Source organism: Mycobacterium angelicum (assembly GCF_002086155.1).
In the GTDB taxonomy this organism is placed as follows: Bacteria; Actinomycetota; Actinomycetes; order Mycobacteriales; family Mycobacteriaceae; genus Mycobacterium; species Mycobacterium angelicum.
On the sequence record NZ_MVHE01000045.1, the window covers coordinates 1 to 24953 of the forward strand.

At 66.4% G+C, this 24953-nt stretch carries 23 protein-coding genes; 8 read left to right on the forward strand and 15 right to left on the reverse strand.

Annotated features, from left to right (window positions below; genetic code table 11):
- The 5 genes from aftB to glf all read right to left on the reverse strand — a co-directional run.
- The coding region (gene aftB, locus BST12_RS20670) for a terminal beta-(1->2)-arabinofuranosyltransferase (RefSeq protein WP_372511053.1) at nucleotides 1-1983 on the reverse strand (1983 nt) is incomplete at its 3' end.
- Complete coding sequence (locus BST12_RS20675) at nucleotides 1970-2884, reverse strand: decaprenyl-phosphate phosphoribosyltransferase (RefSeq protein WP_083114996.1); 915 nt, start codon at nucleotides 2882-2884, stop codon at nucleotides 1970-1972. The genes aftB and BST12_RS20675, both read right to left, overlap by 14 nt.
- Nucleotides 2884-3417 (reverse strand): phosphatase PAP2 family protein, encoded by a 534-nt coding sequence (locus BST12_RS20680; RefSeq protein ID WP_083114997.1) that lies wholly within the window; start codon nucleotides 3415-3417, stop codon nucleotides 2884-2886. Before BST12_RS20680 ends, BST12_RS20675 begins: the two co-directional genes overlap by 1 nt.
- Nucleotides 3410-5305, reverse strand: a complete 1896-nt coding sequence (locus BST12_RS20685; RefSeq protein ID WP_083115035.1) for a glycosyltransferase — start codon at nucleotides 5303-5305, stop codon at nucleotides 3410-3412. The genes BST12_RS20680 and BST12_RS20685 overlap by 8 nt, the downstream gene beginning before the upstream one ends.
- A gap of 47 nt (nucleotides 5306-5352) precedes the next feature.
- The gene (gene glf, locus BST12_RS20690) at nucleotides 5353-6561 is read right to left on the reverse strand and encodes a UDP-galactopyranose mutase (protein ID WP_083114998.1); all 1209 of its coding nucleotides are present in this window, start codon (nucleotides 6559-6561) and stop codon (nucleotides 5353-5355) included.
- 219 nt (nucleotides 6562-6780) lie between these two features.
- On the opposite strand from glf, the gene BST12_RS20695 reads away from it, so the two are divergent.
- The 4 genes from BST12_RS20695 to BST12_RS20715 all read left to right on the forward strand — a co-directional run bounded on the left by BST12_RS20695 (nucleotide 6781) and on the right by BST12_RS20715 (nucleotide 13136).
- Entirely contained in the window at nucleotides 6781-7758 is a 978-nt protein-coding gene (locus BST12_RS20695) for a hypothetical protein (RefSeq protein WP_139801808.1), read from the forward strand.
- Between the two features lie 166 nt (nucleotides 7759-7924).
- On the forward strand, nucleotides 7925-9556 hold the full coding sequence (locus BST12_RS20700; RefSeq protein WP_211281318.1) for an LGFP repeat-containing protein: 1632 nt from the start codon (nucleotides 7925-7927) through the stop codon (nucleotides 9554-9556).
- A 21-nt stretch (nucleotides 9557-9577) separates the two neighbouring features.
- Nucleotides 9578-11500 (forward strand): spermine/spermidine synthase domain-containing protein, encoded by a 1923-nt coding sequence (locus BST12_RS33590; protein ID WP_170062168.1) that lies wholly within the window; start codon nucleotides 9578-9580, stop codon nucleotides 11498-11500.
- A gap of 121 nt (nucleotides 11501-11621) precedes the next feature.
- Nucleotides 11622-13136 (forward strand): PE family protein, encoded by a 1515-nt coding sequence (locus BST12_RS20715; RefSeq protein WP_083115001.1) that lies wholly within the window; start codon nucleotides 11622-11624, stop codon nucleotides 13134-13136.
- A gap of 12 nt (nucleotides 13137-13148) precedes the next feature.
- On the opposite strand, the gene BST12_RS20720 is transcribed toward BST12_RS20715, so the two are convergent.
- From BST12_RS20720 to BST12_RS20750, 7 genes are all read right to left on the reverse strand, one after another.
- Complete coding sequence (locus BST12_RS20720; RefSeq protein WP_083115002.1) at nucleotides 13149-13607, reverse strand: DUF350 domain-containing protein; 459 nt, start codon at nucleotides 13605-13607, stop codon at nucleotides 13149-13151.
- A gap of 73 nt (nucleotides 13608-13680) precedes the next feature.
- Entirely contained in the window at nucleotides 13681-14847 is a 1167-nt protein-coding gene (locus BST12_RS20725) for a glutathionylspermidine synthase family protein (RefSeq protein WP_083115003.1), read from the reverse strand.
- Nucleotides 14844-15518 carry a hypothetical protein gene (locus BST12_RS20730; RefSeq protein WP_245850461.1) on the reverse strand — a complete coding sequence of 225 codons (675 nt, stop codon included), beginning with the start codon at nucleotides 15516-15518 and terminating at the stop codon, nucleotides 14844-14846. The genes BST12_RS20725 and BST12_RS20730 overlap by 4 nt, the downstream gene beginning before the upstream one ends.
- A gap of 67 nt (nucleotides 15519-15585) precedes the next feature.
- Nucleotides 15586-16422 (reverse strand): Cof-type HAD-IIB family hydrolase, encoded by an 837-nt coding sequence (locus BST12_RS20735; protein ID WP_083115004.1) that lies wholly within the window; start codon nucleotides 16420-16422, stop codon nucleotides 15586-15588.
- Nucleotides 16415-17209, reverse strand: a complete 795-nt coding sequence (locus BST12_RS20740; RefSeq protein ID WP_083115005.1) for a lysophospholipid acyltransferase family protein — start codon at nucleotides 17207-17209, stop codon at nucleotides 16415-16417. Before BST12_RS20740 ends, BST12_RS20735 begins: the two co-directional genes overlap by 8 nt.
- Nucleotides 17210-17229: 20 nt before the next feature.
- Nucleotides 17230-17985 carry a lysophospholipid acyltransferase family protein gene (locus BST12_RS20745; RefSeq protein WP_083115006.1) on the reverse strand — a complete coding sequence of 252 codons (756 nt, stop codon included), beginning with the start codon at nucleotides 17983-17985 and terminating at the stop codon, nucleotides 17230-17232.
- Between the two features lie 3 nt (nucleotides 17986-17988).
- Complete coding sequence (locus tag BST12_RS20750; RefSeq protein WP_083115007.1) at nucleotides 17989-18768, reverse strand: lysophospholipid acyltransferase family protein; 780 nt, start codon at nucleotides 18766-18768, stop codon at nucleotides 17989-17991.
- An 87-nt stretch (nucleotides 18769-18855) separates the two neighbouring features.
- On the opposite strand from BST12_RS20750, the gene BST12_RS20755 reads away from it, so the two are divergent.
- Genes BST12_RS20755 through BST12_RS20765 form a run of 3 tightly spaced genes read left to right on the forward strand, consistent with a single transcriptional unit; the run spans nucleotide 18856 to nucleotide 21522 of the window.
- Nucleotides 18856-19590 (forward strand): phosphotransferase, encoded by a 735-nt coding sequence (locus tag BST12_RS20755; protein ID WP_083115008.1) that lies wholly within the window; start codon nucleotides 18856-18858, stop codon nucleotides 19588-19590.
- A gap of 37 nt (nucleotides 19591-19627) precedes the next feature.
- On the forward strand, nucleotides 19628-21187 hold the full coding sequence (locus BST12_RS20760) for an MBL fold metallo-hydrolase (RefSeq protein WP_083115009.1): 1560 nt from the start codon (nucleotides 19628-19630) through the stop codon (nucleotides 21185-21187).
- Entirely contained in the window at nucleotides 21184-21522 is a 339-nt protein-coding gene (locus tag BST12_RS20765) for a hypothetical protein (RefSeq protein ID WP_083115010.1), read from the forward strand. The genes BST12_RS20760 and BST12_RS20765 overlap by 4 nt, the downstream gene beginning before the upstream one ends.
- A 72-nt stretch (nucleotides 21523-21594) precedes the next feature.
- On the opposite strand, the gene BST12_RS20770 is transcribed toward BST12_RS20765, so the two are convergent.
- Both BST12_RS20770 and BST12_RS20775 read right to left on the reverse strand, forming a co-directional pair.
- Nucleotides 21595-23151, reverse strand: coding sequence for a phytoene desaturase family protein (locus tag BST12_RS20770; RefSeq protein ID WP_083115011.1), 1557 nt, complete (start codon nucleotides 23149-23151; stop codon nucleotides 21595-21597).
- Between the two features lie 35 nt (nucleotides 23152-23186).
- Nucleotides 23187-23813, reverse strand: a complete 627-nt coding sequence (locus BST12_RS20775) for a TetR/AcrR family transcriptional regulator (protein ID WP_083115012.1) — start codon at nucleotides 23811-23813, stop codon at nucleotides 23187-23189.
- A gap of 70 nt (nucleotides 23814-23883) precedes the next feature.
- Between BST12_RS20775 and BST12_RS20780 the strand changes: the two genes are divergently transcribed.
- Nucleotides 23884-24366: a DUF2834 domain-containing protein gene (locus BST12_RS20780; RefSeq protein ID WP_083115013.1), complete on the forward strand. Its 483-nt coding sequence runs from the start codon at nucleotides 23884-23886 to the stop codon at nucleotides 24364-24366.
- On the opposite strand, the gene BST12_RS20785 is transcribed toward BST12_RS20780, so the two are convergent.
- Complete coding sequence (locus BST12_RS20785) at nucleotides 24363-24938, reverse strand: class I SAM-dependent methyltransferase (RefSeq protein ID WP_083115014.1); 576 nt, start codon at nucleotides 24936-24938, stop codon at nucleotides 24363-24365. The two genes, BST12_RS20780 and BST12_RS20785, sit on opposite strands and share 4 nt — an antisense overlap.
- Between the last annotated feature and the right edge of the window lie 15 nt (nucleotides 24939-24953).

Here is a 24953-nt window from a genome sequence, read left to right on the forward strand (position 1 = left end):
CTCGCGGGGCGGGGCGGGGGGTGTTCGCGGCACCTCGAGCCCGCACCGGACGAGCTCGTAAAGCGGGACGCGATCGATGCGGTAGCGGGTGAATTCGAAGGAATGCACCACGTTGGACACGAACCGGTGCCATGTCATCGGCGCCCGCACCGAATTGAGCACCGCACTGGTGGCCGGGCACTGCAGCGCCGCCTCCGCCTGAGCCACCCAGGCCTGGTCCAGGTAGGCGGGAATGCCCGGATACCACTTGACCCAGGGGCCGTCGGCGATCACCCAGTCCGGGAACAGGTTCTTGTCGTGGCCGATCCGGCCGTGCTTGAGCCGGTCGGTATGTTGCGCCAGCGGATTGGCCAGCCCGATCTGGTCGATGACTCGCACGTCAAGACCCACGTTCATGCCGAGCATGCCCAGGTTGGTGAAGAACACCGCGTGTTCGCCGGTGACGTACGGCTTCTGGCCAGCGGGGGCCGGCGGCGGCGGCTGGATCATCGGCACCAGATCCCACTGGGTGTAGTTGCCGGACGGCAGCAGCAACGCGCCGTCGGGGGTGTTGTTGAGTGCCACCAGGACGGCGGCCATCCGCGGGTAGTCGAGGTAGTCCGCGGCGGTCAGCGGGTGCGCGCGTCCGGTGGCTTGCGCATAGAAGCGCCGCTCGTCGACGATCCCGGAGTAGGTGACGTGGGTGGCGTCGTCACCCATCCCCGGCGAGTTTGCCGCCCACAGCGACCAGCCCGCGATCCCAAGCCACAGCAGGCTGACGGCACCGGCCAGCCAGTAACCGGTTTCCCGGGAGAAGTCCTTGCCGTCGGGCACCAGCACCGGAATTACCGCGACCGGCGCCAGCAAACAGAAGAGCGGCGCCAGCAGGACCCGGCCGTGCATGAAGTCGCCGCCCTGGCGGATCCAGTACAGAGCCTGCAACGTGCCGCTGACCAGGATGAAGGCCACCACGGCGGTCGGGCTTTGCACGGCCCGGGCCACCCGGCCGTAATTGGGTGCCGCGACCGGGCGCAGGAACGACGGCCGGCGCCGTCCCAGCACGAGCAGCACGCCCAGCGGCACCAACAACAGGACCGGAATCCACAGCAGGTATGGCCGGTTGAAGTTGGCCAGATAGATGGCGCCCTGCGTCCACTTGTCCCCGGCGGCGTCCTTTGCCAGGGCGGTACCCGGCACCAGCAGCCCGTAATAGCCCATCCGGAAGATCTGATAGGCGACCGGCAGAAAACCCCCGGCCACCACGATCAGCACCCGTCGCTGCCAGGTGCGGGCGGCGATCAGCATCATGATCAGCGCGCCGCCGCCGATCAGCGCCAGCTCCGGCCGTACCAGCACGCTGCACCCGGCGACAAACGCCAGCACACCGAGGAACCACCGGCTGTCCGGGCGGACCCGCAGTGCCTGAGACCAGCAGACCATCATCCACCACAGCAAACCCAGATAGGCCAGCACCAGCCCGCTCTCCAGACCGGATGTGGCGAAGTCACGCGCCGGCGGGACCGCGATGTAGACCAGCGCTCCGGCGGGCAGCATGATGGCCCGGCGGCCCCGCAGGCTGGGCGCATACAACCGGCCCGCGCCCAGCATGAGGAACACCACGCCCAGCACCGAAAGCGTCAACGCCACCGCCAGCGCCACATACTCCAGGCGCATCGGGCCGCCGATCCAGCTGCACACGTACAGCAGGTAGGTCCACACCGTCGAGGTGTTCGCCTCGACCCGCTCGCCCATGTTGAACACCGGCCCGTTGCCGGCCAGCAGATTGCGCACCGTGCGCAGCACGATCAGCCCGTCGTCGGCGATCCAGCGACGCTGCCAGGCACCCCAGCCGAACAGCACCGCGACGACGGCGACGCTGACCCACAGACTGACCCGGACCACCGGATCGAAGGGAAACACCGGCCGGCTGGCCCGCCGCGCCGCAGGCCGGCGCGACAATGCGGCGACTTGCAGAGCCTTGAACCTCTCGCTAGCCGAAAGCAACAGCGGCACCAACAGTTCCGATCCACGCCAGTGCCAGCAGCTGCAACACCCGGTCCCGTAGGGCGATGTCTTCCGGCTCCCCCGCCAGTCCGCCGTCGACGTCCACGGCATAACGCAGGATCGCGATGGTGAACGGGACCATCGACACGGTGAACCAGGATGCGGAGAACCGGTCCCGCTCGAATGCCCACAGGCCGTAGCTCATCACCACCGCAGTGGCCGACAGCGTCCAGACGAACCGCAGATAGGTGCTGGTGTAGCTTTCCAGCGACTTGCGGATCGCCGCGCCGGTGCGTTCAGCCAGCTGCAGCTCGGCGTAGCGTTTGCCGGCCACCATGAACAGCGATCCGAACGCCGCCGTCAGCAGGAACCATTGGGACAACGGGATGTCGGTGGCCGCGCCGCCGGCGATGGCGCGGATCAAGTAGGCCGACGACACGATGCAGATGTCGATCACCGCTTGGTGTTTGAGCCCGAAGCAGTACCCCAGCTGCATGGCGAGGTAGACGATCATCACCACGGCCAGGTTCGGCGTGAGCAGCCAGGCAATGACCAGGGACGCCGCGCCCAGCGCCGTCGCCAGGGCGTAGGCGAGCCATTCGGGCACCACACCGGCTGCTATCGGCCGGAATCTCTTGGTGGGGTGTTCGCGGTCGGCCTCGACATCGCGCACGTCGTTGATCAGGTACACCGCCGAGGCGGCCAGGCTGAATACCACGAACGCCACGCCCGCCTTGGTCGCCACCTCGGTGTAGTCGTAGCGGACACCGCGTCCCGCCGCGGCCATCGGCGCGGCCAGCACCAGCACGTTCTTCACCCACTGCCGCGGGCGGATCGCCTTGATCACCCCGGCGACCAGGTTCGCCGGCGGCCCGGTCACGGCTGCCACGTCGTCGCTCATCAGGTCACACCACCTTCCAGCCGGATCGCGACGCGAGCGACGACGGCACCGAGCAGAACACCCACCGCAACGTCGCTGGGATAGTGCACACCGGCGAGTATCCGGGACAGCGCCATCGGCGGCACCAGTACCGCCGGCAGCACCGGCAGTCCGGCCGCCCGGCCGATCAGGATGGCGGCGGCGGTCGTCGAGGTGGCATGCGCCGACGGGAAACTCAGCGCGCTGGGCACGCTGACGTTCACCGTGACCGCCGGATGGTGGGGTCGCCGGCGTCGTACCACTCGCTTGATCAGCACGGCTGCGGCGTGTGCCGCAAAACTGCCGACGCCGGCCACTGCCCAGTCGCGGCGCCGGCGCGGCACCAGGAGGGCACCCAGCAGCGACACCACCAGCCAGCCGAGGCTGTGTTCGCCGAAGTAGGACAGCCCGCGCGCCGCGGTCAGCACGCCGCGACGGTCACCCAGCGCGGATTGAACGGCCACCATTGCAGCGACTTCGCCGCGCGGCGCCCCTTCCGGGGAGGTTTCAGGCATGCTCGGGCTCGTTGCTTGCCGGCAGCAGCGCCGTCTCCCACTTCTGCTTGCTGGACAGCACGGGCAGCGCCTCGCGGTAGACCCGGCGCATCTCATCGAAGCGGCGCGCCAGCTGACGCTGCCGGCGCAGCGACTGCGTCAGCAGCGAGAACATCTTGGCCCGATCACGCTGCCGGTAGACCACACCGCAGCCGTCGGCGGTGGTGACGGTGACGCCGTCGACCGTGCACAACCGGAACCAGCGTGCGTCTTGGGTCGGGACATTGAACTCCGGGCGCACGTGGTGGCCCGGGTCGGCCTGCTTGAGGTTGTGCAGGATGCCGCGGGCCAGCCGGTAGCCGATCACCACCGGGTTCACCGGCGGCTTGTTCACCTGGTTCTTGTGCAGGGGCGGCGGCAGCTCGCTGGCCGCGGGCAGCACGACCGCGTCGGGATACTCCCTGCGGATGCGATGCACTTCCGGCAGCGCCGATTCCAGGATGGAGAAGATGTGCTCGGGGCCGGCCAGGAAGTCGTCGATGGCCTTGTTCTGGATTGCCACCGTCGAATACTCAAGGCAGGCAAGGTGTTTCAGCGTCGCCTTGAGGTGGCTGCGGACCAGCCCGGTGACGTCACCGTTCCAGTGCATGGCAGCGACCACCAGCCGGTTGCGCAGGTGGAAGTAGGCCTGCCAGTCGATGGCGTCGTCCTTGTCGCTCCAGGCCATGTGCCAGATCGCGGCGCCGGGCAGGGTGACGGTCGGGTAGCCGTGCTCGGCGGCGCGCAGCCCGTAGTCGGCGTCGTCCCACTTGATGAACAGCGGCAGCGGCTGGCCCAGCTCCTCGGCGACCTGCCGCGGGATCATGCACGTCCACCAGCCGTTGTAGTCGACGTCGATGCGCCGGTGCAGCAGCTTGCTCTTGTCTTCGTTGTCGTTCAGCGGGTACTCGGCGAAGTCATGGTCGTATTCGGCATGCGGCGCAGCGGTCCACATGAAGTTCGCGCGATTGACGACTTCACCCATGATGTGCAGGTGTGACGGCTCCTGCAGGTTGAGCATTTGGCCGCCGACCAGCATCGGCGACTTGGCGAAGCGGTGCATGGCCAGCACCCGCAGGATCGAGTCCGGCTCGATGCGGATGTCGTCGTCCATGAACAGGATCTGCTGGCAGTCGGTGTTCTTCAGCGCCTCGTACATCACCCGGCTGTAGCCACCGGATCCGCCCAGGTTGGGCTGGTCGTGGATGGAAAGCCGGCCACCCAGACGCTGGGCGGCGGCGGGGAAGTCCGGGTGGTCGCGGACTTTGCGGGTCCCTTGGTCGGGCACGATCACCGCGCCGATCACCTCGTCCACCAACGGGTCGGCCGTCAGTTCCCGCAGTGCATTGGCACAGTCCGCGGGGCGATTGAAGGTCGGGATGCCGACGGCGATGTTGGCCCTTCCCGGCGCGGGTGTGGTTGCGTACCAGCCGCCGCTGACCAGGGTGACCGCGGAGTCGGTGGTGATGTCGAACCAGATCCAGCCGCCGTCTTCGAAGGGCTGCAGCCCAACCTCGATCTCCAGCGTCTCCGGGGTGTCGTCGCTGCCGGCGAATTCGCGGCCCTCGATGAAGATCCGGGCTCCGGTGGCCTTGGTCCGGTAGACGTCGACGCGCCCGGATCCGGCCAGCTCGACGCGCAGCACCACCGACTTGCAGATCGACCAGCGCCGCCAGTAGCTGGCCGGGAACGCATTGAAGTAGGTGGCGAAGGACACCTCGGACTCTTTGCCGATCTGCAGCGAGGTACGGCTGGTCGCGTGGGCGCGACGCGAGTTGGTGGTCGACTCCTCCAGGTACAGCTTGCGCACGTCGAGGGGTTCGCCCGGGCGCGGCAGGATGATCCGGGAAAGCAGGCTCACGGCCTTCATTTCGCGCCGCTCCTTCTCATCGCTCCCCACTGCATCGTCGCCGGCGGTCATGCGAGGGTTTCCTCTATTAAGGGCGTGCCGTCGCGCAAATGCGGTGCGAGGACGTTCTCGTACATGTTCAAAGCGCTGGCAATGGCCATATGCATATCCAGGTATTGGTAGGTGCCCAAGCGCCCGCCGAAAAGCACTTTCGCTGACGCGGTCTCGGACTTCGCCCTGGCCCGGTAGGCGGCCAACAGGGCGCGGTCGGCCTCGGTATTGATCGGATAGTAAGGCTCGTCGTCGTCTTCGGCGAAGCGGGAGTACTCCCGCATGATCACCGTCTTGTCCGTCGGGTAGTCGCGCTCGAGGTGGAAGTGACGGAACTCGTGGATACGCGTGTAGGGCACGTCGAGGTCGTTGTAGTTCATCACCGGGGTGCCCTGAAAGTCGCCGATCGGCAGCACTTCCACCTCGAAGTCGAGGGTGCGCCAGCCCAGCCGCCCCTCGGCGTAGTCGAAGTAGCGGTCCAGCGGGCCGGTATAAACAACCGGAGCCTCCGGACTGGCTGCCCGCAGCTCGTCGCGCACGTCGAACCAGTCGGTGTCCAGCCGGACTTCGATGCGGTCGTCGAGGGCCATGTTCTTCAGCCACGCCGTATAGCCGTCCACCGGCAGACCCTCGTAAGTGTCGCTGAAGTACCTGTTGTCGAAGGTGTAGCGCACCGGAAGCCGGCTGATGACGGCGGCCGGCAGCTCGGCGGGGTCGGTCTGCCACTGCTTGGCGGTGTAGCCCTTGACGAACGCTTCGTAGAGCGGCCGGCCGATCAGCGAAATGGCCTTCTCTTCGAGGTTCTGCGCGTCCTCGGTCTTGATTTCGGCCGCCTGTTCGGCGATCAGCTGGCGCGCCTGGTCCGGCGTGAAGTACTTACCGAAGAATTGCGAAACCAGGCCCAGCCCCATCGGGAATTGGTAGGCCTGCCCGTTGTGCATGGCGAAGACGCGGTGCCGGTAGTCGGTGAAGTCGGTGAACTGGCGGACGTAGTCCCACACCTTCTTATTAGACGTGTGGAACAAGTGCGCGCCGTACTTGTGGACCTCGATCCCGGTTTGCGGCTCCGGTTCGGAATAGGCGTTGCCACCGATATGCGGACGCCTGTCGACGACGAGCACGCGCTTGTCGAGCTGGGTGGCCACGCGCTCGGCGATCGTCAGGCCGAAAAATCCGGAGCCGACAACAAACAGGTCGAAACGGGCGGCGTCGAAACGGGAGATCATCGGTTGCCTAGGGTATCTGACCTTGCTGCCAAATCCCGATTTCGCGCGGTTAGTCGAACATCACACTTCAGCAGCTCTCAAGGTAGCGATTGCCTCACGATTCGATATAACCACTCTAGTCACACGAACCTCACTCGTACCATCGACCATGTGGGGTTGATGCTCGGAAAGCACGAGGCAGCACTCCATACCTGAATAGTCCAGATTGAGGAGACTTCCGTGCCGAACCGACGCCGACGCAAGCTTTCGACAGCCATGAGCGCGGTCGCCGCCCTGGCAGTCGCGAGTCCGTGTGCTTACTTTCTTGTCTACGAATCGACCGCAAGCCCCAAGCCGACCGAACACCACGAATTCAAGCAGGCGGCCAGCATCGCCGACCTGCCCAATGAGCTGATTGGTGCGTTGACGCAGGGGTTGTCGCAGTTCGGGGTCAACATTCCACCCGTGCCGGCCCTGAGCGGTACCAGCACCGGGGGCACCGGGCTAGGGGCTACGCCCGGCCTGGGCACCTCCCCCGGCCTGGGGGCCAGTCCCGGTCTGACGAGCCCCGGCTTGACCAGTCCCGGTCTGACGCCGTCGACTCCAGGATCCCTGGCCCTGCCCGGTACCACGCTGTCGCCGACGACGGGCGCCGGAGCCAACCCCGCACTGACCAACCCCGGTCTGACCAGCCCGACCGGCTTGGCGCCGGGGCTGACCAGCCCGACCGGGCTCAGCCCGGCCGCCGGCACTGGAGAGATTCCGATCACCTCCCCGGCCGGGCTCGACCCGGGCGCGGACGGCACCTACCCGATCCTGGGCGATCCGTCGCTGGGCGGCGGCACCGGCTTGTCGCCGGTCAGCCCGGCGGCCACCGGCACCGGCGGCAGCAGCGGGGGTGGCGGCCTGGTCAACGACCTGATGCAGGCGGCCAACCAGCTGGGCGCCGCGCAGGCCATCGACCTGCTCAAGGGCCTGGTGATGCCGGCGATCATGCAGGGCGTGCAGAACGGCGGCGCGGGTGCGGCCGGCGCCACGCCCGCCCTGCCGGGGGTGCCGGGCGCTCCCGCGGCCGCTTTACCGGCAGCCGCAGGTGCAGCGGCGGGGGCAGTGCCGGCCGTGCCGGGAGTGCCGGCGGTGCCGGCAGTGCCCGGCGTACCGGCGGCGGCAGCACCGGCCGCGGCGGCGGCCGCCCCGGCGCTGATACCGGTCACCTAGCGAGACTTTCGAAAACCTGCCACCTGACGACACCGCAGAGCGGCACTGGGCCCGACACCCGGCAACCCACCCAGCAACCGACCCTCTGCGGTGTCGTCGACAGGTTTTCCGGCATTTAGCCGTGTCGCCACATTAGAAACATTAGACACACACGTAACATCGGCTGGTGCCGTCCCGCAGTCGCGCACCCACCATGTTGCTCACCGCCATCGCGGTGACGGTGGTGATCGTCGCGTGGGTGCTGCACCGTCCTCCGGAGAGCAGCCAGCAGACCAAGCCGGCCCGCGACACCCAACTCGTCGAGCAGCCGCTGGTTGGTCTCGGCGGCGGCGTGACGGTCCGCGAGCTCAGCCAGGACACCCCGTTCTCGCTGGTCGCCCTGACCGGCGACCTGGCCGGCACCTCGACGCGGGTGCGCGCCAAGCGCCCGGACGGGTCGTGGGGTCCCTGGTATCAGACGGAGCATGAAACCGCCGCACCCGACCCCGGCACTTCCGGGCAGTCCGGCGGCCCGCGCAGTACCGATCCGGTTTTCGTCGGCACCACCACGTCGGTCCAGATCGCGGTCACCCGGCCGATGGATGCGCCGGTGACCATGGCCCCGCCCGGCGACAAGCCCGCCGAGGCCGGCCTCGGCTACCGTCCCGCCACCAAGGAACAGCCCTTCGGGCAGAACATTTCAGCGATTCTCATCTCGCCACCCCAGGCGCCGGCCGAAACCCACTGGAACCCGCCGGCCGGAGTCACCATGCCGGGCCAGGCGCCGCCCATCATCAGCCGGGCGGAGTGGGGCGCCGACGAGTCGCTGCGATGCGGTAAACCTCAGTACGACAACAGAGTTCGGGCCGGGGTCGTGCACCACACCGCGGGCAGCAATGACTATTCGCCGCTGGAATCGGCCGGGATCGTCAAGGCCATCTACACCTACCACAGCAAAACGCTGGGCTGGTGCGACATCGCCTACAACGCACTGGTCGACAAGTACGGCCAGGTGTTCGAGGGCAGCGCGGGCGGGCTCACCAAGCCGGTCGAAGGCTTCCACACCGGCGGCTTCAACCGCGATACCTGGGGTGTGGCGATGCTGGGCAATTTCGACGACGTACCGCCCACACCGATTCAGCTGCGCACCGTCGGCCGCCTGCTCGGCTGGCGGCTGGGCATGGACGACGTCGACCCCAAGGGCAGCGTGGAACTGGAGTCCGCGGGCGGTTCGTACACCAACTTCCCGGCCGCCGCCATAGCGAAGCTGCCGACCATCTTCACCCATCGCGACGTCGGGAACACCGACTGCCCGGGCAATGCCGCCTATGCGCTGATGGACGAAATCCGGGACATCGCATCGCATTTCAACGACCCGCCCGAGGAACTGATCAAGGCGCTGGAAGGTGGCGCGATCTACGAGCACTGGCAGGCACTGGGCGGGATGAACAGCGTGCTGGGTGCACCGACGTCACCGGAGCTGGACGCCGACAACGGGGCGCGGTATGCAACCTTCGCCAAGGGCGCGATGTACTGGTCGCCGGCGGCGGGTGCCCAGCCGGTCACCGGCGCGATCTACGACGCCTGGGCCTCGCTGAGCTATGAACGCGGCCCGCTCGGGTTGCCGACCAGCGCGGAAATCCAAGAGCCGCTGTATATCGCGCAGAACTTCCAGCACGGCACATTGAACTTCGAGCGGCTCACCGGCAACATCACCGAAGTCGTCGACGGGATCAGGACGCCGCTGTCCACCCAGACGGCCAGTGGGCCGACGGTGCCGCCCGAACACTTCTCGCTGCCCACGCATCCGCCCAACTGACGTCGGGTTACTCTGCCCCGTGTGGCCGACACACCGTATCTGCGGATGGATCTCGGTCGCGTTCGCGACAACTTCCGCGCCCTGCGCGCCTGCTTGCCGGAAGCGCAGATCCGCTATGCGGTGAAGGCAAATCCGGCCGAACCGGTATTGCGGTTGCTGGCCGCCGAAGGGGCCGCATTCGACGTCGCCTCGGTCGGTGAGATCGACTCGTGCCAGGCCGCCGGTATTGCCGGAGCGCTGCTGACGTTCGGCAACACCATCAAGAAGCCCTCCGCGGTGGCTGCCGCGTATGCACGGGGAGTGCGGCGGTTTGCCTCCGATACCGAACACGATGCGGCCGCCATGGCCGAGCACGCTCCTGGGGCGGGCGTGGAATGCCGTGTGGCGCCGGGGTTTCCGTCGTCGGTGACGCCGTTCGGGCACAAGTTCGGCTGTCCGCCCGCCGACGCGACCGGCCTGCTGAACCGGGCCCGGCAACTGGGGCTGCGACCCGAAGGCGTCTGCTTTCACGTCGGCTCGCAACAGCTCCACTCGGCGGCCTGGGAGCTCGGGATCCGCTGTGTCGCACCGATATTCGACGCCATCGGCGATCTCACCACGCTCAATGTCGGTGGCGGGTTCCCGATCGCGTATGCGGCCGGCGCACCGAAACTCGAGGCCATCGCCGACGTGATCCGCTCGGCGCTGGACCGTCACTTCGGCGCCACGCATCCCCGACTCGTGGTCGAGCCCGGCCGGCTGATCGTGGGCTCTGCCGGCACCATCGGAAGCGAAGTGGTCTCCGTTCGAACCGGGACCGATGGCCGCCGCTGGGTGTATCTCGACATCGGCCGCTACAGCGGTCTGGCCGAAACCGAAAACGAGTACATCCGATACCGGCTGCGCACCGACCGCGACGGCGACCCGGTGGCCGAAGCCGTGATCGCCGGTCCGACCTGCGACGGCGACGACGTGCCCTACCAAAGCTATCCGCTGCCGGTCACCCTGCGGCCCGGCGACCGGGTCGAGTTCGACGACGCCGGCGCCTACACCGCAAGCTACGCCGCTACCGCGTTCAACGGATTCCCGCCGCTGCCAACGTATTTCGACGTTGCGACCACTGGCGCGGTGATTGTTGAGCCGCTGGCGCCGGGACTTACCCGGCACTGGCGCGTCACCGAAGTCATCTGCGACGTGCGCACTCCGTACCAGGAGCTGATGATCGGCCGGACCGAACAGGGCGTGGCGTTGTTCAGCGACGGCGAACGGCAGAGCACCGAATTCAGTCAGCTCGTCTATCACGAGGCACTGCTGGTGCCGGCGCTGCTGCTGGCCGGCAACGTCGAGCGGGTGCTGGTCATCGGGTCGGGCGAAGGCGTGGTTAGCCAGCTGGCGGTAGCCGCCGGGGCAACGCATGTCGATCACGTCGACATCGACCGTGACGCCGTTCGGTTGTGTGCCGAGCACTTGCCCTACGGCTACGCGATGGACGAATTGCTCAGGGCCGAACGAGGTTTGGGCCCGGTTCATGTCCATTACCACGACGGCTGGGACTTTGTCAGCCAATCGTCCATGACTTACGACCTGGCCGTGATCGACCTGCCCGACGAGCGATCCGACCCCGCACAGCACAACCGGCTCTACGACGCCGAGTTTCTGCAGCGCTGTCACAAGATTGCGCGGGTCGTCGCCGGCCAGGCCGGCTGCCCGACACTGTGGCGCAACGAGTCGCTGCGTTCGTCCTGGCAGCGTTTTCACGAAATATTCGACACCGTGGTCTATTTCGGCAGCGACGAGCACGAGTGGGCGTTCCTGACAGGCCTGACAGGCCTGAGCGGTCCCGTCGGCGACAGCCCGGTCGCGTCGATGTCGGCCCGCTTGGCGACGCTGGCCTACCAGCCGCGCACCATCGACGCCCACACGCTCGCCGCGGCCACGGTCCCGCCAAAGGCGCTGCGCGGCTAGCGGGCGTAGGCCGGAGAATGCGACACGCCAAATCCGGAGCAAACCGGGGTCGGATGGGATTACGCTCGATTGGTCTTTCTGATCACACCGATCGCCAGGAAGCCAGTCGGGAGGGACGGCCATGTCGTACGTGGTCACCACGCCGGAGCTAATAACGACAGCGGCTGGGAATCTGGCCGCGGTCGGCTCGGCGGTCGAAGAGGCAACTTGGGCGGCGGCAGGGTCGACGACCGGGGTCGCGCCCGCGGCCGCCGACGAGGTGTCGCTGGCGATCTCGCGGCTGTTCGGCAGCTTCGGCAACGAATTTCAAGCCGTCAGCGCGCAGACGGCGGCTTTTCACGGCGAGTTCGTCGGCCTGTTGAACGGTGGTGCCGCGGCGTACCTGAGCGCCGAGATCGCCAACGCCGAACAGAATCTGCTGAGCGCGCCGGCCGCGTCCGGCGGCGCGTACGAACGCCTCTTCGTCAACACCGCCACCAATCTGCAGGCCCTCGGGCGCACCTGGGCCGCGCACCCCTTCCCGTTATTGAGCCAGGTCCTGGCCAACCAGAAGCGGTACTGGCAGCAGCTCGGCGCCGAGATCGCCAGTTCCATCCAGAACATCCCCACCGCACTGGCCAACTTGCCGGCCACCATCCAGGCCGGCGTCCAAGAACTTTCGACGTTCCCGTGGGCGTATTACACACAACAGTTCATCAGCACCCAGATCGGCTTCGCCCAAACCTTCTTCACCGCACTCAACAGTGCGGCGACCGGCATCGTCGCCGGGCTGCCCGCTTTCGGCTCGGGCCTTCAGGTGGCCTTCCAAGCGCTTCTCGCGGGCGACTATTACGGCGCGGTGGAAGATGCGGGGACGGCCCTGGCCAATCTATTGGTCACCGGGTTCAACACCAGCAACTACACGGTTGCCGTGAATGGTTTCCCAGTCGTCGACATAACGGCCACGGCGTATCCGGTGGCGCTTGGCCCGCTGCCCGATTTCTTCACCGCCATCGGCGTTTTCGGCCAAGACGCGCAGTACATCACCAACCTGATGCCCGCGGGATCGGTTCCGAGACAGATCTCCCAGAACTTCACCAATGTGCTCAATACGCTTACCAACCCGAATATCACGGCGGTCGCCACGTTATCGATCGACGTGCTAACTCCCAGCGCCACCGGATCGCTGAGCGGCTTCTTCGCGTTGCCCGAAGTCCTCACCTATTCGGCACTGGGGCCGCCGATCACCACCCTGACCGGGCTGGCCACCAGCGCCACCGCGGTTCAGCAAGCCCTGGCGGCCGGTAATTTCGCCGGAGCGCTGGGCGCAATCGGTGATGCTCCGGCCGTCGTCGCCGACAGCTTCCTCAATGGCCACGTCACCAAAGATGTGCTGATATCGGTGCCATCGGGTCTGCCGTCGTTTCTCGCGCCACCTTTGCCGACGCAGATATTGGTGACGCTGCACTTGCCCTTCGACGGGATTCTGGTGCCTCCAGCCAACCTCACGGCAACGGTGGACACGAATAGCCAGATTCCCATTCCCGGTGTCCCGTTCGGCGCAACCATCTTCGGCACACCATTCATGGGACTGGCTCCGCTGCTGATCAATTACGTTCCCCAACAGCTCGCCCTGGCAATCACACCCGCGGCGTAACCTACGCCAGGCCTACAGAATCGCGACCGCCACCACGATGCCGAGCGCGAACTGCGCGGCGGCCACCATCAGCGAGTCGTAGCTGTACTCGTCGGAGGCGAACAACGCTTGAATGTCGATACCGATCACCAGCGCTGCGATCCGCATCATCACCACCTGCGCGGCAATCCCGATGAGCCCGAACACCGCCGACGACAGCAGCCCCTCGCTGAGGTTCCCCATCGAGGAGTAGATCGCCAGCACCACGATGAGCGCCATGCTCACCATTCCGGCGGCGGCCACGATGATCGCATTCGGCTTACCCGCGTTCACCATCCTGCGCAGCGGGCCCGGGGTGGTCAGGTCGATGGCGTAGAACCCGATGATCATCAACACCAAACCGAGGATGGAGTAGAGAACGATGGCCCCGGATCCCCGGCCTAGGTAGCTCCAATAGTCCGAATGAGCTGCCGCCACAATGGTTGTCGTCATCGAAGATCTCCGTTCGTTTCAGGGGAAGTCATGTCAGGGGAAGTCGTGTCGGTGGAAGTCGTTTCGGGGGAAGTCACTGCTGCGGGATCCGGTGTGGGACGAAGGCCGCGCCGTCGTCGGTGATCAGGCCGGCGGTCTCGCGGATGCCCAGGCCGGCCGACGAATCGCCGACGATCCACGCCCCCAGTGCCGGCCGCATGCCGTCGAATTCCGGTAGCGGATCGAGCAATTGGTAGACGAAGCCCTCCTCGCCGTAGACGCCGCCGGTGGCCGTCTCCATTCCGGCGCCCACGACGGTGACGTTGGCACCCTCCCGGCCCAACTTGGGTTTGCGAACGTATTCGGTGAGCTCGTGCGGGTCATCGATGTAGGCCGGCAACAGGTTTGGATGACCCGGATACATCTCCCACAGCACGGCCAGGATCGCCTTGTTGGACAGCAGCGTCTTCCACAGCGGCTCGATCCACATCGTCTGCGGCAGGCTGGACACCACATTCCGGCCGAACTGGTCGTCGAGCACCCACTCCCACGGGTGCAGCTTGAAGATCGCGTCGATCCGGTCTTCCTCCAGATCGACGAACCGCTCCAGCGCGGAGTCCCAACCGATGTCCTCGATCGTCAGCCCGATGGTCTCAAATCCCGCCTCGGCCGCGGTCTCCTGCATGTACGTCGTCGTAATCTGGTCCTCACCAGTGGCTTCCACGCCCGACCAGGCGAAGTGCAGCTGGTTGCTGGGCAGCAGATCGCCGACCACCTTCCACCGTTCGACCAGCTGCTCGTGCAGCGAATTCCACTGATCGTCGCCGGGGAACTTGTCTTTGAGCCAATACCATTGCAGGATCGCGGCTTCCAACAACGTGGTGGGCGTATCGGCGTTGTACTCCAGCAGCACCGCGGGCCGTCGCCCGTCATAGCGAATGTCGAAGCGGCCGTATACATGCGGGTCGGAGCGGCGCCACGATTCGGCGATGAACGGCCAACTCCATTCGGGCAGACCGAAATCCGCGTACCGCTCCATCAAGACGACCTGTTCGACGGCGTTCAGACACATCGAGTGCAGCAGCTCGACGTCGGCTTCGATGGCCAGGATCTCGTCCATCTCGAATTCGTAGTACACCGACTCGTCCCAGTACGGCCGGTCCGCGCCGCGGGCATCGCGCGCCGGTGTCCCGTATACCAATCCCTGCGATTCGACTATCGACTGCCAATTCGGCCGCGGCGCTATCCTGCCGCGTTTCACGAGCCGCCGCTCCCGCCGCCGCCCTTGCCGCCGCTACCGCCGAGGCCGCCGCGCGAAATCGTGGTACCCGACTTCGTCTTGACCGTCGCGCCCTTGGGTGCGGTGGTGGAACCGCCGATCGGCCGTGAGCCGACGGACCCCGAGCTGCCGTAGTAATAGCGGTATTGATGCCCGCCGTAGAAGAAGAAGCCGTTGAGGCCCGCGGTGTGGCCGGTGCAATAGCTGTCCGGGACGATGACCGGCTGACCGTTCGGATCCTCTTGGACGCACTGGGCGGTGACGGTGTCCGGCGTCAGCAGCCAATAGCCGAGGCCGGCCACCAGACCCACTATCCCGACGCCGGCGGCGGCGCCCATCAGAACCCGTTTCTGCTTGCGGCGCTTGGCTTCTGCCTCCTGCCGCGCCTCTTCGAGCTCGCGCTGCTTGTCTTCGAACTTCTGGCGCGCGCGCAACTCGGCGGGGGTGGGCGGCCGCGGCTTTGTCGTCGCGGCGTCCTGATACTTGACGGTGCCGGACCGCTTCTTGGGCGGCTCCCCCTGCTTGTCCGGCTTGTCCCGCTCGCCCTGCTCGTCCCGCTCGTCCTCGAACACGGCCCGGGACTCGGGCTCGCCAGTACTCGCCTCACCATCCCCGGGCGCGCCGGTTACCGGTGGATCTTCTTCCGAACCCACTAGCGGTCCTCCGGTCGGCTAAACGCAGGCACGCGGGCAGTGTCCCACATCGCGACCCCGTGTGCGGCTAAGACCACCACCGCTCCAGCACCCGCGCGACGCCGTCCTCGTTGTTGGGAGCGGTCACCTCATTGGCGGCGGCCAGGGCGTCGGGATGGGCGTTGCCCATCGCGACGCCCAGCCCGGCCCGCAGCAACATCGGCACATCGTTGGGCATGTCGCCGAATGCCACCACCTGCGCGTCGGCGATCCCCAGCGGCCCGGCGATCTCCGCGATACCGGTTGCCTTGCTGATGCCCCGCGGCACGATCTCCACCAGACCGTTGTTGGTGGAGTAGGTCAGATCGCCCTCGCTGTTGACGTATTTGACCAGTTCAGCCGCCATGTCCGCGCTGCGGGAACCGGCGCTGCGGATCAGTAGCTTGATCGCCGGCGTGCTGAGCAGGTCCTCGATCGACACCTCGGTGTTGTCGGGGTTCAGCCAAGCGTGCTCGTAACCCGGTGAACTGACGAACTGCGGCGTCACCGTGTCGTGCGCACGTTCGCCGATCCGCTCGACCGCCAGCCCCGCGTTCGGGATGACGCGCAGGGCAACCTGGGCCAGCCGGGCCAGGGCGTCGACGCCCAGGGTGCGCACCGACACCACCCGGTCGGTCGCGGGGTTGTAGATCACCGCGCCGTTGGCGCACACCGCCATCGGCGCGAAACCGAGCGCCTCCACGACCGGCCGGATCCAGCGCGGCGGACGGCCGGTGGCCAGGATGAATTGCGCACCGCCGGCAACCGCTGCCCGGACCGCATCCCGAGTGCGCGGGGTAAGGCTCTCGTCGTCGTCGAACAAGGTGCCGTCGACATCGCACGCGATGAGGGCCGGCGGCGTTGGGCTGACGGTCGACTCAGTCACCGAGGCGTCGTCTGCCTTCCTCCGGGCGCCGCGCCGTCACGCCGTCGTATCCCTGCTTTTGCATCCGCTGGGCCAATTCGGCCAACCGGAACTCCTTCGACTCGTCGGGCGTCGGCGCACCACCGCCCAGCCGCCGCGGTACCCAGTACTCCCCTTCCGGATGCGGATATTCCTCCTGTACCCGGTAGAGCATCGTGTTCATGACTTGGCGCAGCGCGCTATTGAACTGCTCGACGTCGCCCTGCGGCCACATCGGCGTCCCAATCGACACCGCGATCGGAATCTTGTTGCGGAACAAGTTCTTTGGATGATCCTTCGGCCAGATCCGGTGGGCGCCCCACACAATCATGGGAATGATGGGCACCTGGGCCTCGATCGCCATGCGGGCCGCCCCGGTCTTGAAGTCCCTCAGTTCGTAGCTGCGGCTGATAGTCGCCTCGGGGTGCAGCCCGACGAGTTCGCCTTCCCTGAGCCGCTGCACGGCCACCGCGAACGCCTCAGCTCCCATCGTGCGGTCCACCGGAATCAGCTGGGTGTGCTTGATGACGTAGTTGACGGCTTTCACGTCCTGCATTTCGGCCTTGATCATGAACCGCAACCGGCGCCGCCGTTCTTTGGCGGCAAGGGATGCGGGAATCCAGTCCACATAACTGGTGTGGTTCAACGCGATCAGAGCGCCACCACGGGCTGGGATGTTCTCCAGGCCCCGGTAGGTGATCTTGTTTCCGTTCAGCGCGACTACCGACGGAACGAAGAATTCCATGAATCGGAAAAACGGCTCTGCCATCGTGTAGATACTCCTTCCGCCTACCCGGACTGATGCGGGTTCCGGTTCGCGGCTTTCGCCGCGGCGTCTTCAGCGTCCATTTGTGCTGCCTCGTCGAGCGTCGGGGCACTGCCGCCGAGGCGCCGCGGCAGCCAGTAAGCCCCCGCGGGATGGGGATAGTCCTGCTGCACCTTGTGCAGCAATGTGGTCATCGCTTCGCGCAGCACCTCGTCGGTCGCCGCGATATCCGCGGTGGCGTGGATCAGCGGACCGGCCGTCACGACGATTGGTATCTTCTTGCGCCCCAGCTGTTTTGGATGGCCCTTGGTCCAGATCCGCTGGGAGCCCCACACAATCAACGGGACGATCGGGACGTCGGCCTCCACGGCCATCCGGGCGGCACCCGACTTGAACTCCTTGAGCTCGAAGCTGCGGCTGATGGTGGCCTCGGGGTAGACGGCGACCACCTCGCCGTGGCGCAACGCATCCACCGCGGCGGCATAGGCTCCGTGCCCGGAGCTGCGGTCTACCGGAATCGCTCCGTTCTGCTTGATCAAGAAGTTGACGATCTTCACCTTCTGCATCTCGGCTTTGATCATGAATCGCAGCCGGCGCCGCCGCCGGTTCATTGCCAGCGCGGCCGGCAACCAGTCGACATAGCTGGTGTGGTTGATGGCGATCACGGCCCCGCCCTGCTCGGGGATGTTCTCCTCGCCGAGGTAGGAGATCCGGGTTCCACTGGCCCAGACCAAGAGCTTGGCCAGGATTTCGCAGGCGCGGTAGGTGGGCTCGGCCATCGATCACTGCTCCGGCGCCCCGGCGGGGTGAGTACCTTGCGCGCGGCGGGCGGCCTTCTCGGCCGCCTCCTGGGCATCCATGCGGCTTGCCTCGGCCAGCGAAGGGGCGCCGCCACCCAGCCGGTGCGGCACCCAGAACTCACCCGCGGGATGCGGTCCGTACTGCTCTTGCGCCTGGATCAGCAAATGCTGCATCCGCGAGTGCAGCAGCCCGCTCAGTTCGGGCGTGGGCAGCGTCGGCTCGATCGGCTCGCCGACGACGATCGAGATCGGCACCTTCGGGCGAACGATCTTCTTGGGGTAGCCCTTGGTCCAGATCCGCTGCGCCCCCCACACGATGTGCGGAATGATCGGCACCCTGGCGTCGACGGCCATCCGGGCCGCTCCGGTCTTGAACTCCTTGATCTCGAAACTGCGGCTGATCGTGGCCTCGGGGTACACCCCGACCAGCTCACCGGCCTTCAGCATGGTCACCGCCGCGTCATAGGAGGCCGCGCCGCTTTGCCGGTCCACCGGGATGTGTCGCAGCGACCGCATGATCGGACCGGTGATCTTGTGGTCGAACACCTCCTGCTTGGCCATGAACCGCACCTTGCGGCCCAGGCCCTGCTTGTAGGCTGGCAAACCGCCGAAGGTGAAGTCCAGATAGCCGGTGTGGTTGATGGCGACGACACCACCGCCGCTGGCCGGAATGTTGTCCACACCGGTCACGGTGATCCGTAATCCCTGAATGCGCCACATCAAGCGGGCAAGCTGAATGACCGTCCCGTATACCGGTTCCACAGCTGTTCAGCCTAGTGCTCCCAGCTGCCAGTTTGCTGAAGTGGTTAAAACCCGGGCCAAATTCCGGCCAGACCAGAAAGGTGAGCTTTGACTTTCCCGCCGTCACCGCCCCAGGTGCCCGCTGTCGTGCGACGGCTCGCCGGCGTCAGACCCGTGCACGCCGTCTGGATCAACGAGCTGGGCGGTATCACCTTCCGGGTCGACTCGGGCGCCGAGTACATCAAGGTGGCCCGCGCGGGCTCGGCCGACTTCGCCGACGAGGCGCGCCGCCTGCGCTGGGCGGCGCCGTACCTGGCGGCGCCGGAAGTGCTCGACGTCGGTGCCGACGGGGATTGGACGTGGCTGCGGACACGTGGCCTGGCCGGGCTCTGTGCGGTGCACCCGCGCTGGACGGCGGCGCCGCAGGCGGCGGTGCCGGCGATCGGCGCGGGGTTGCGCACCCTGCACGATCGGCTGCCCGTGCAGTCGTGCCCGTTCGACTGGTCGGTGCCGGGCCGGCTGGCGCTGTTGACCCCGGCCCAGCGCGCCGGTCTGGACGAGCCGCCGCCGGTCGATCGGCTGGTGGTCTGCCACGGCGATGCATGTTCGCCCAACACCCTGATCGGCGATGACGGGCGCTGCTGCGGACACGTCGACTTCGGCGATCTCGGCGTGGCCGATCGGTGGGCCGACCTGGCGGTAGCCACCTTGTCGCTGAGCTGGAACTACCCCGGCCGAAGCTGGGAAGCGGAGTTCTTCGCGGCCTACGGCGTGGATCCGGATCCACTGCGCATCGACTACTACCGGCGGCTGTGGCAAGCCGAAGATCTGGACTCAAGCTAAGCTCAAGACCACTCGAACTGACTCTTGAAAGGTATATGTGCAGGTCACAAGCGTCGGCCACGCCGGCTTTCTGATCCAGACCCAGGCGGGCAGCATTCTGTGTGACCCCTGGGTCAACCCGGCTTACTTCGCATCCTGGTTCCCGTTTCCCGACAACAGCACGCTGGACTGGGACGCCTTGGGCCGCTGCGACTATCTGTACGTCTCGCACCTGCACAAGGACCACTTCGACGCCAAGCTGCTCGATGCGCACGTGAACAAGGACGCAGTGGTTCTGCTGCCCGACTTTCCGGTGCCCGATCTGCGAAATGAATTGGAGAAGCTAGGGTTTCACCGATTCTTCGAGACCACCGACTCAGTCAAGCACCGGCTGACCGGTCCGGGCGGCGAGCTGGACATCATGATCGTCGCGCTGCGCGCCCCGGCCGACGGCCCGATCGGCGACTCGGCACTGGTCGTTTTCGACGGGCAGACAACGGCTTTCAACATGAACGACGCCCGGCCAATCGATCTGGACATGCTGGCGTCGGAGTTCGGCCACATCGACGTCCACATGCTGCAGTACTCCGGCGCGATCTGGTACCCCATGGTCTACGACATGCCCGCGCGCGCCAAGGAGGCGTTCGCCACGCAGAAGCGACAGCGAGGGATGGACCGGGCCCGCCAGTACATCGCCCAGGTGGGGGCGACGTGGGTGGTGCCGTCGGCCGGGCCGCCGTGCTTTCTGGACGCCGAACTGCGTCACCTCAACGACGACCGCAGCGACCCGGCCAACATCTTCCCCGATCAGATGGTGTTCCTCGACCAGATGCGCACGCATGGCCACGACCGCGGGCTGCTGATGATCCCCGGGTCGACCGCCGATTTCACCGGCTCCGAACTGAATTCGCTGCAGCATCCGATACCCGTCGACCAGGTCGAGGCGATCTTCACCACCGGCAAGGCCGACTACATCGCCGAGTACGCCGACCGGATGGCCCCGGTGCTGGCCGCGGAGAAGGCGGCCTGGGCCCCCGCCACCGGCGATGCGCTGCTGGAACCGCTGCGCGCCCTGTTCGAGCCGATCATGCTGCAGAGCAACGAGATCTGCGACGGCATCGGGTATCCGGTCGAGCTGGTGATCGGGCCGGAGACGGTGATCCTGGACTTCCCGAAACGTTCTGTGCGTGAACGCATTCCCGACGAGAAGGTGCGCTACGGGTTCGCCGTGGCGCCGGAGCTGGTGCGCACCGTGCTGCGCGATCAGGAGCCGGACTGGGTCAACACCATATTCTTGTCCACCCGGTTCACGGCGTGGCGGGTCGGCGGGTACAACGAATATCTGTACACCTTCTTCAAGTGCCTGACCGATGAACGGATCGCCTACGCCGACGGCTGGTTCGCCGAAACGCATGACGACTCCGCCTCGATCACGCTGGACGGCTGGGAGATTCAGCGCCGCTGCCCGCACCTGAAGGCAGATCTGTCGAAATTCGGCGTGGTAGAAGGCAATACGTTGACCTGCAACCTGCACGGGTGGCAGTGGCGGCTGGACGACGGCCGGTGCCTTACCACCCGGGGCCATCAACTCAGGAGTTCGCGGAGTTCAGACGCATGATGCAGTTCTACGACGACGGGGTGATCCAGCTCGATCGCCAAGCGATCACGTTGCGGCGCTACCACTTTCCGTCCGGCACGTCGAAGGTCATCGCACTCGACCAGGTGAAAGGGTACAAGGCCGAATCGCTGGGTCTGATCATGGCGCGCTTCAACATCTGGGGCAGCCCGGATCTGGACCTGCGCCGCTGGTTGCCGCTGGACGTGTACCGTCCGCTCAAGTCGACGCTGATCACCCTCGACGTGCCCGGCGTGCGACCGGTGCCCGCGTGTACCCCGGCGCGTCCGGACGATTTCATCGCGCTGCTCGACGATCTGCTCACCAAGCGCGATTAGACCCGCGTCGAGCGTGCACCGGCTGTCAAATCCGGCGCGTCTTTTCGCGCTGAGCGCACATTCGGCGAAGGGCTAGCGGTCTTGCAGCGCCGCCAGACCGGCGTTGTAGCCCGGCGTGAACGTGATACCCGGCCCGCCGTGGCATCCCGCACTGCCCAAGTACAGTCCCTGAATCGGGATCGGCTGGCCGATAAAGCCTTTCGGGCCGGGCCGATTTTGCCCGATCTGATCCGAGTGCAACAGCCCGTGGCAGTAATCGCCGCCGGGCGCCCCGAACATCACGCCCATGTGCTTCGGGGTGAAGGTGGTGTGCCGGATGATGCTTTTCTCGAAGTTCGGGGCCAGCCGGGTGATCTTGTCGATAACCCGTTGTCCCATCTCGACTTTCGCCTCGCCATAATCGGCCCCGCCTTCGATCGGAAACCACAGCGCGAACGCCGACGCGGCGTGCTTGCCGGGCGGAGCCAGGTCCGGGTCGTGCACCGACGGGATCTGCAACACCACCGTCGGATCGGCCGGCACGATTCCGCGCCGGCAGTCCTCCCACTGCTGCTGGACTTCCTCGGGGGTACAGAAGATGCCGATCGACGCCTGCATGCTCGGGTCGTTGAGGGACTCGTACGGCGGGGCGAAGTCCGGGGCTTCCTCCAGCGCGAAGTGCATCTGCAGGTAGCTGCCGCGGTGGTCGATGCGCGCATAGCGGTCCCGGATTTCCGACGGCAGCGCCGCGGGATCGATCAGGTCGTTGAGCGTGGCGTCCGGCGCGATCGCCGAGACGACGATCGGGGCGCTCAAGGTGTCGCCGGGTTCGGTGCGCACACCGGTCACCCGCCCGTCGGCGACGAGGATCTCGGTCACCTTGGCCCGCAGCCGGATTTCGCCGCCGCCGCTTTCCAGCAGTTGGGCCAGATGCGCGGTAAGCGCGCCGATGCCGCCACGCAACTTCTTCATCTGCACGAAATCGCCCTCGGGCATGCCCAGCCCGAAGGCCAGCGCGGCGGCACTGCCCGGCGTCGCCGGCCCGCGGTACAGCGTGTTGACCGCCAGCACGGTCATCGAGCCGCGCAGCGCGCCATGCTTCTCACGATCGGGAAAGTAGCGGTCCAGCACGTCGGTCACCGAACCGAACAGCATGTCGTCGATCGCCGAGCGCTCGAATTCATTTGTGGCGCAGGCATACATCTCGTCGAAGGTCTTGGGCAGGGTCCCGGCCTCGAACCTGCCCAGCGCCCGGGTCGGCGCTTGGCTCCAGGTCAGTAGCCCGGCCATCCCGGTGACGGCGTCGGCCCCGTGCACCTCGTTGAGGTGGCTGAACATCTTCATCGGGTCGGTGTACTGGACCAGCGGGTCGTCGCCGACGCCACGCAGCGCCACCGCCATCACGTCCAGGTCGACGGTCGGCAGGGTATCCAGGCCCAGCTCGTCGATCACCTCCGCAGAAGTCGGGAATTGCACCGAGCCGGCGATCTCGAACTGATAGCCGTCGAACAGCTCCACAGTCGAGGCCATACCCCCGGCGTACAGCTTGCCGTCCAGGCACAGGGTTCGCAGTCCCGCCCGCTGCAACAGCACCGCCGCGGTCAACCCGTTGTGTCCGGCACCTATGACGATCGCGTCGTAATCGGCCATGTTCGGAGGCTGGCACGACCTCAAAGTTTTGTCAATTATGACGAAACTTGGCGGCTCGTCCAGCTGTCGCTGAGGCCGGCCCGCAACGACTCCAGCGCCACGTGCGACATCCTGGCCAGCTCACCGAGCGATCGGTCGTCGCCGACCATCCAGGCCTCCATGGCACCGAACACCGCGGCGGCAATGCAGCGGCCGATCACCGTGATACGCAGTCGCGCGTCCGGTGCGAGGCTGGCCGCACAGCTACGCTGGTGCAGTTGCGCCTCGATGGCTTCGGCGAGGTCGGCCTGCACGTCGCGGATGTGGCGGACGATGCGGCCCTGGTCCAGCTCGCCGCCCCGTAACGCAGCGATTTTAGTCACGGCCTCAACGTCATACGGGAACGCGAAGATGGCGGCCTGCACCGAATCGATGACGGGCTCGTCGGCCGGCCTGGCGTCCAGGGCCGCGCGGAACCAGTGCAGACCGGTGTAGTCGGCAAACAGCAAATCGTGCTTGGAGCTGAAGTGGCGGTAAAAGGTGCGCAGCGAGACGCCGGCGTCGGCCGCGATCTGTTCGGCCGAGGTGTCCTCGACCCCCTGGGCCAGGAACCGCACGATCGCGGCCTGGCGCAGCGCCTCCCGGGTGCGTTCGCTGCGCGCCGTCTGCGCCGGCCTGACCATGGCAGTCAAGGTACCAGTACAAGTTATGTCAATATTGACAAAACTCCGGCTCGCGCGCGAAACTTCGCCCATGGTCTCGCTCATCGCCCATGCAGTACTGGGCATCGCCGTCATCGCCTGGATCGTCGCGTCGAACCCGCAGGTGTATGCCAGGCCGGCCGACGGGCCGTGGTTCTCGCCGCTGGAATACGTCTACTACGCCGTCGGCATCGCGTCGATCGCGCTGGGCTGGTACTTCAACATCCGCTTCGTGCAGGAATACGCGCACGGCTCGACCAACCCGATCTGGGGGCCCGGCAGCTGGTCGGACTACATCCGGCTGATGTTCACCAACCCGGCCGCCGGCTCGGCCAGCCAGGACTACACCATTGCGAATGTCATTCTGCTGCCGCTGTTTTCGATCGTGGACGGCTACCGGCGCGGGCTGCGGCGGCCCTGGTTGTATTTCGTGTCCAGCCTATTCACCAGCTTTGCCTTCGCGTTCGCCTTCTACTTCGCCACCATCGAACGCCAGCATCGCCACGAACGTTCACGCGAGACGATAAACGCCTAAACGGCAACGGGTTTGGTGGCCCGCCATCGTTGCCTGCCGCCGGCGACGTCGAGGTGGATGTCGGTGAATCCCGCGGTTGCCAGCCGGCTGGGGAAGTCGCCCGGGGCGATCGGGTTGTAGGTGTCGGCGATGTGGATCAGCCGAAACGGCAGTCTCGGCACACCGTCGCTGCCAGCGAAGACGCCGCCCGGTTGCAGCACCCGGAACGCTTCGGCGAACAGCCGGTCCTGTAGTTCGGCGGTGGGCACATGGTGCAGCATCGTGAAGCACACCACCGACGAGAAGTGGTCGTCGGGCAATCCGGTGTTGGTGCCGTCGCCGTGGATGATGCGCGCTTGCTGCCCGTACAACTGGTTCAAGCGATCAGCCATCGAACTGTCGACTTCGACGGCCGTCAGCGCATCGGTCCGGTCCAGCAGCGCCCGCAGCGTGGCGCCGTAGCCCGGCCCGATTTCCAGTGTGCGCGAGCCCAATTCGACGTGACGCAAGGCCCAGGGCAGCAGTTGGTCGGCCACCATGGTGGCCCATCCCGCCGAGCTGCAGCGGCGGCGGTGGAGGAGATTCATAGCCATACCGCAGACAGTAAG

Excerpts from the sequence above, each read along its gene's own strand:
- BST12_RS20740 (WP_083115005.1), bottom strand. The coding sequence starts at position 17,209 with ATGGCAGAGCCGTTTTTCCGATTCATGGAATTCTTCGTTCCGTCGGTA.
- BST12_RS20675 (WP_083114996.1), bottom strand. The coding sequence starts at position 2,884 with ATGAGCGACGACGTGGCAGCCGTGACCGGGCCGCCGGCGAACCTGGTC.
- BST12_RS20685 (WP_083115035.1), bottom strand. The coding sequence starts at position 5,305 with ATGAAGGCCGTGAGCCTGCTTTCCCGGATCATCCTGCCGCGCCCGGGC.
- BST12_RS20715 (WP_083115001.1), top strand. The coding sequence starts at position 11,622 with ATGTCGTACGTGGTCACCACGCCGGAGCTAATAACGACAGCGGCTGGG.
- BST12_RS20775 (WP_083115012.1), bottom strand. The coding sequence starts at position 23,813 with ATGGTCAGGCCGGCGCAGACGGCGCGCAGCGAACGCACCCGGGAGGCG.
- BST12_RS20745 (WP_083115006.1), bottom strand. The coding sequence starts at position 17,985 with ATGGCCGAGCCCACCTACCGCGCCTGCGAAATCCTGGCCAAGCTCTTG.
- BST12_RS20780 (WP_083115013.1), top strand. The coding sequence starts at position 23,884 with ATGGTCTCGCTCATCGCCCATGCAGTACTGGGCATCGCCGTCATCGCC.
- BST12_RS20770 (WP_083115011.1), bottom strand. The coding sequence starts at position 23,151 with ATGGCCGATTACGACGCGATCGTCATAGGTGCCGGACACAACGGGTTG.
- BST12_RS20720 (WP_083115002.1), bottom strand. The coding sequence starts at position 13,607 with ATGACGACAACCATTGTGGCGGCAGCTCATTCGGACTATTGGAGCTAC.
- glf (WP_083114998.1), bottom strand. The coding sequence starts at position 6,561 with ATGATCTCCCGTTTCGACGCCGCCCGTTTCGACCTGTTTGTTGTCGGC.
- BST12_RS20785 (WP_083115014.1), bottom strand. The coding sequence starts at position 24,938 with ATGGCTATGAATCTCCTCCACCGCCGCCGCTGCAGCTCGGCGGGATGG.
- BST12_RS20765 (WP_083115010.1), top strand. The coding sequence starts at position 21,184 with ATGATGCAGTTCTACGACGACGGGGTGATCCAGCTCGATCGCCAAGCG.
- BST12_RS20680 (WP_083114997.1), bottom strand. The coding sequence starts at position 3,417 with ATGCCTGAAACCTCCCCGGAAGGGGCGCCGCGCGGCGAAGTCGCTGCA.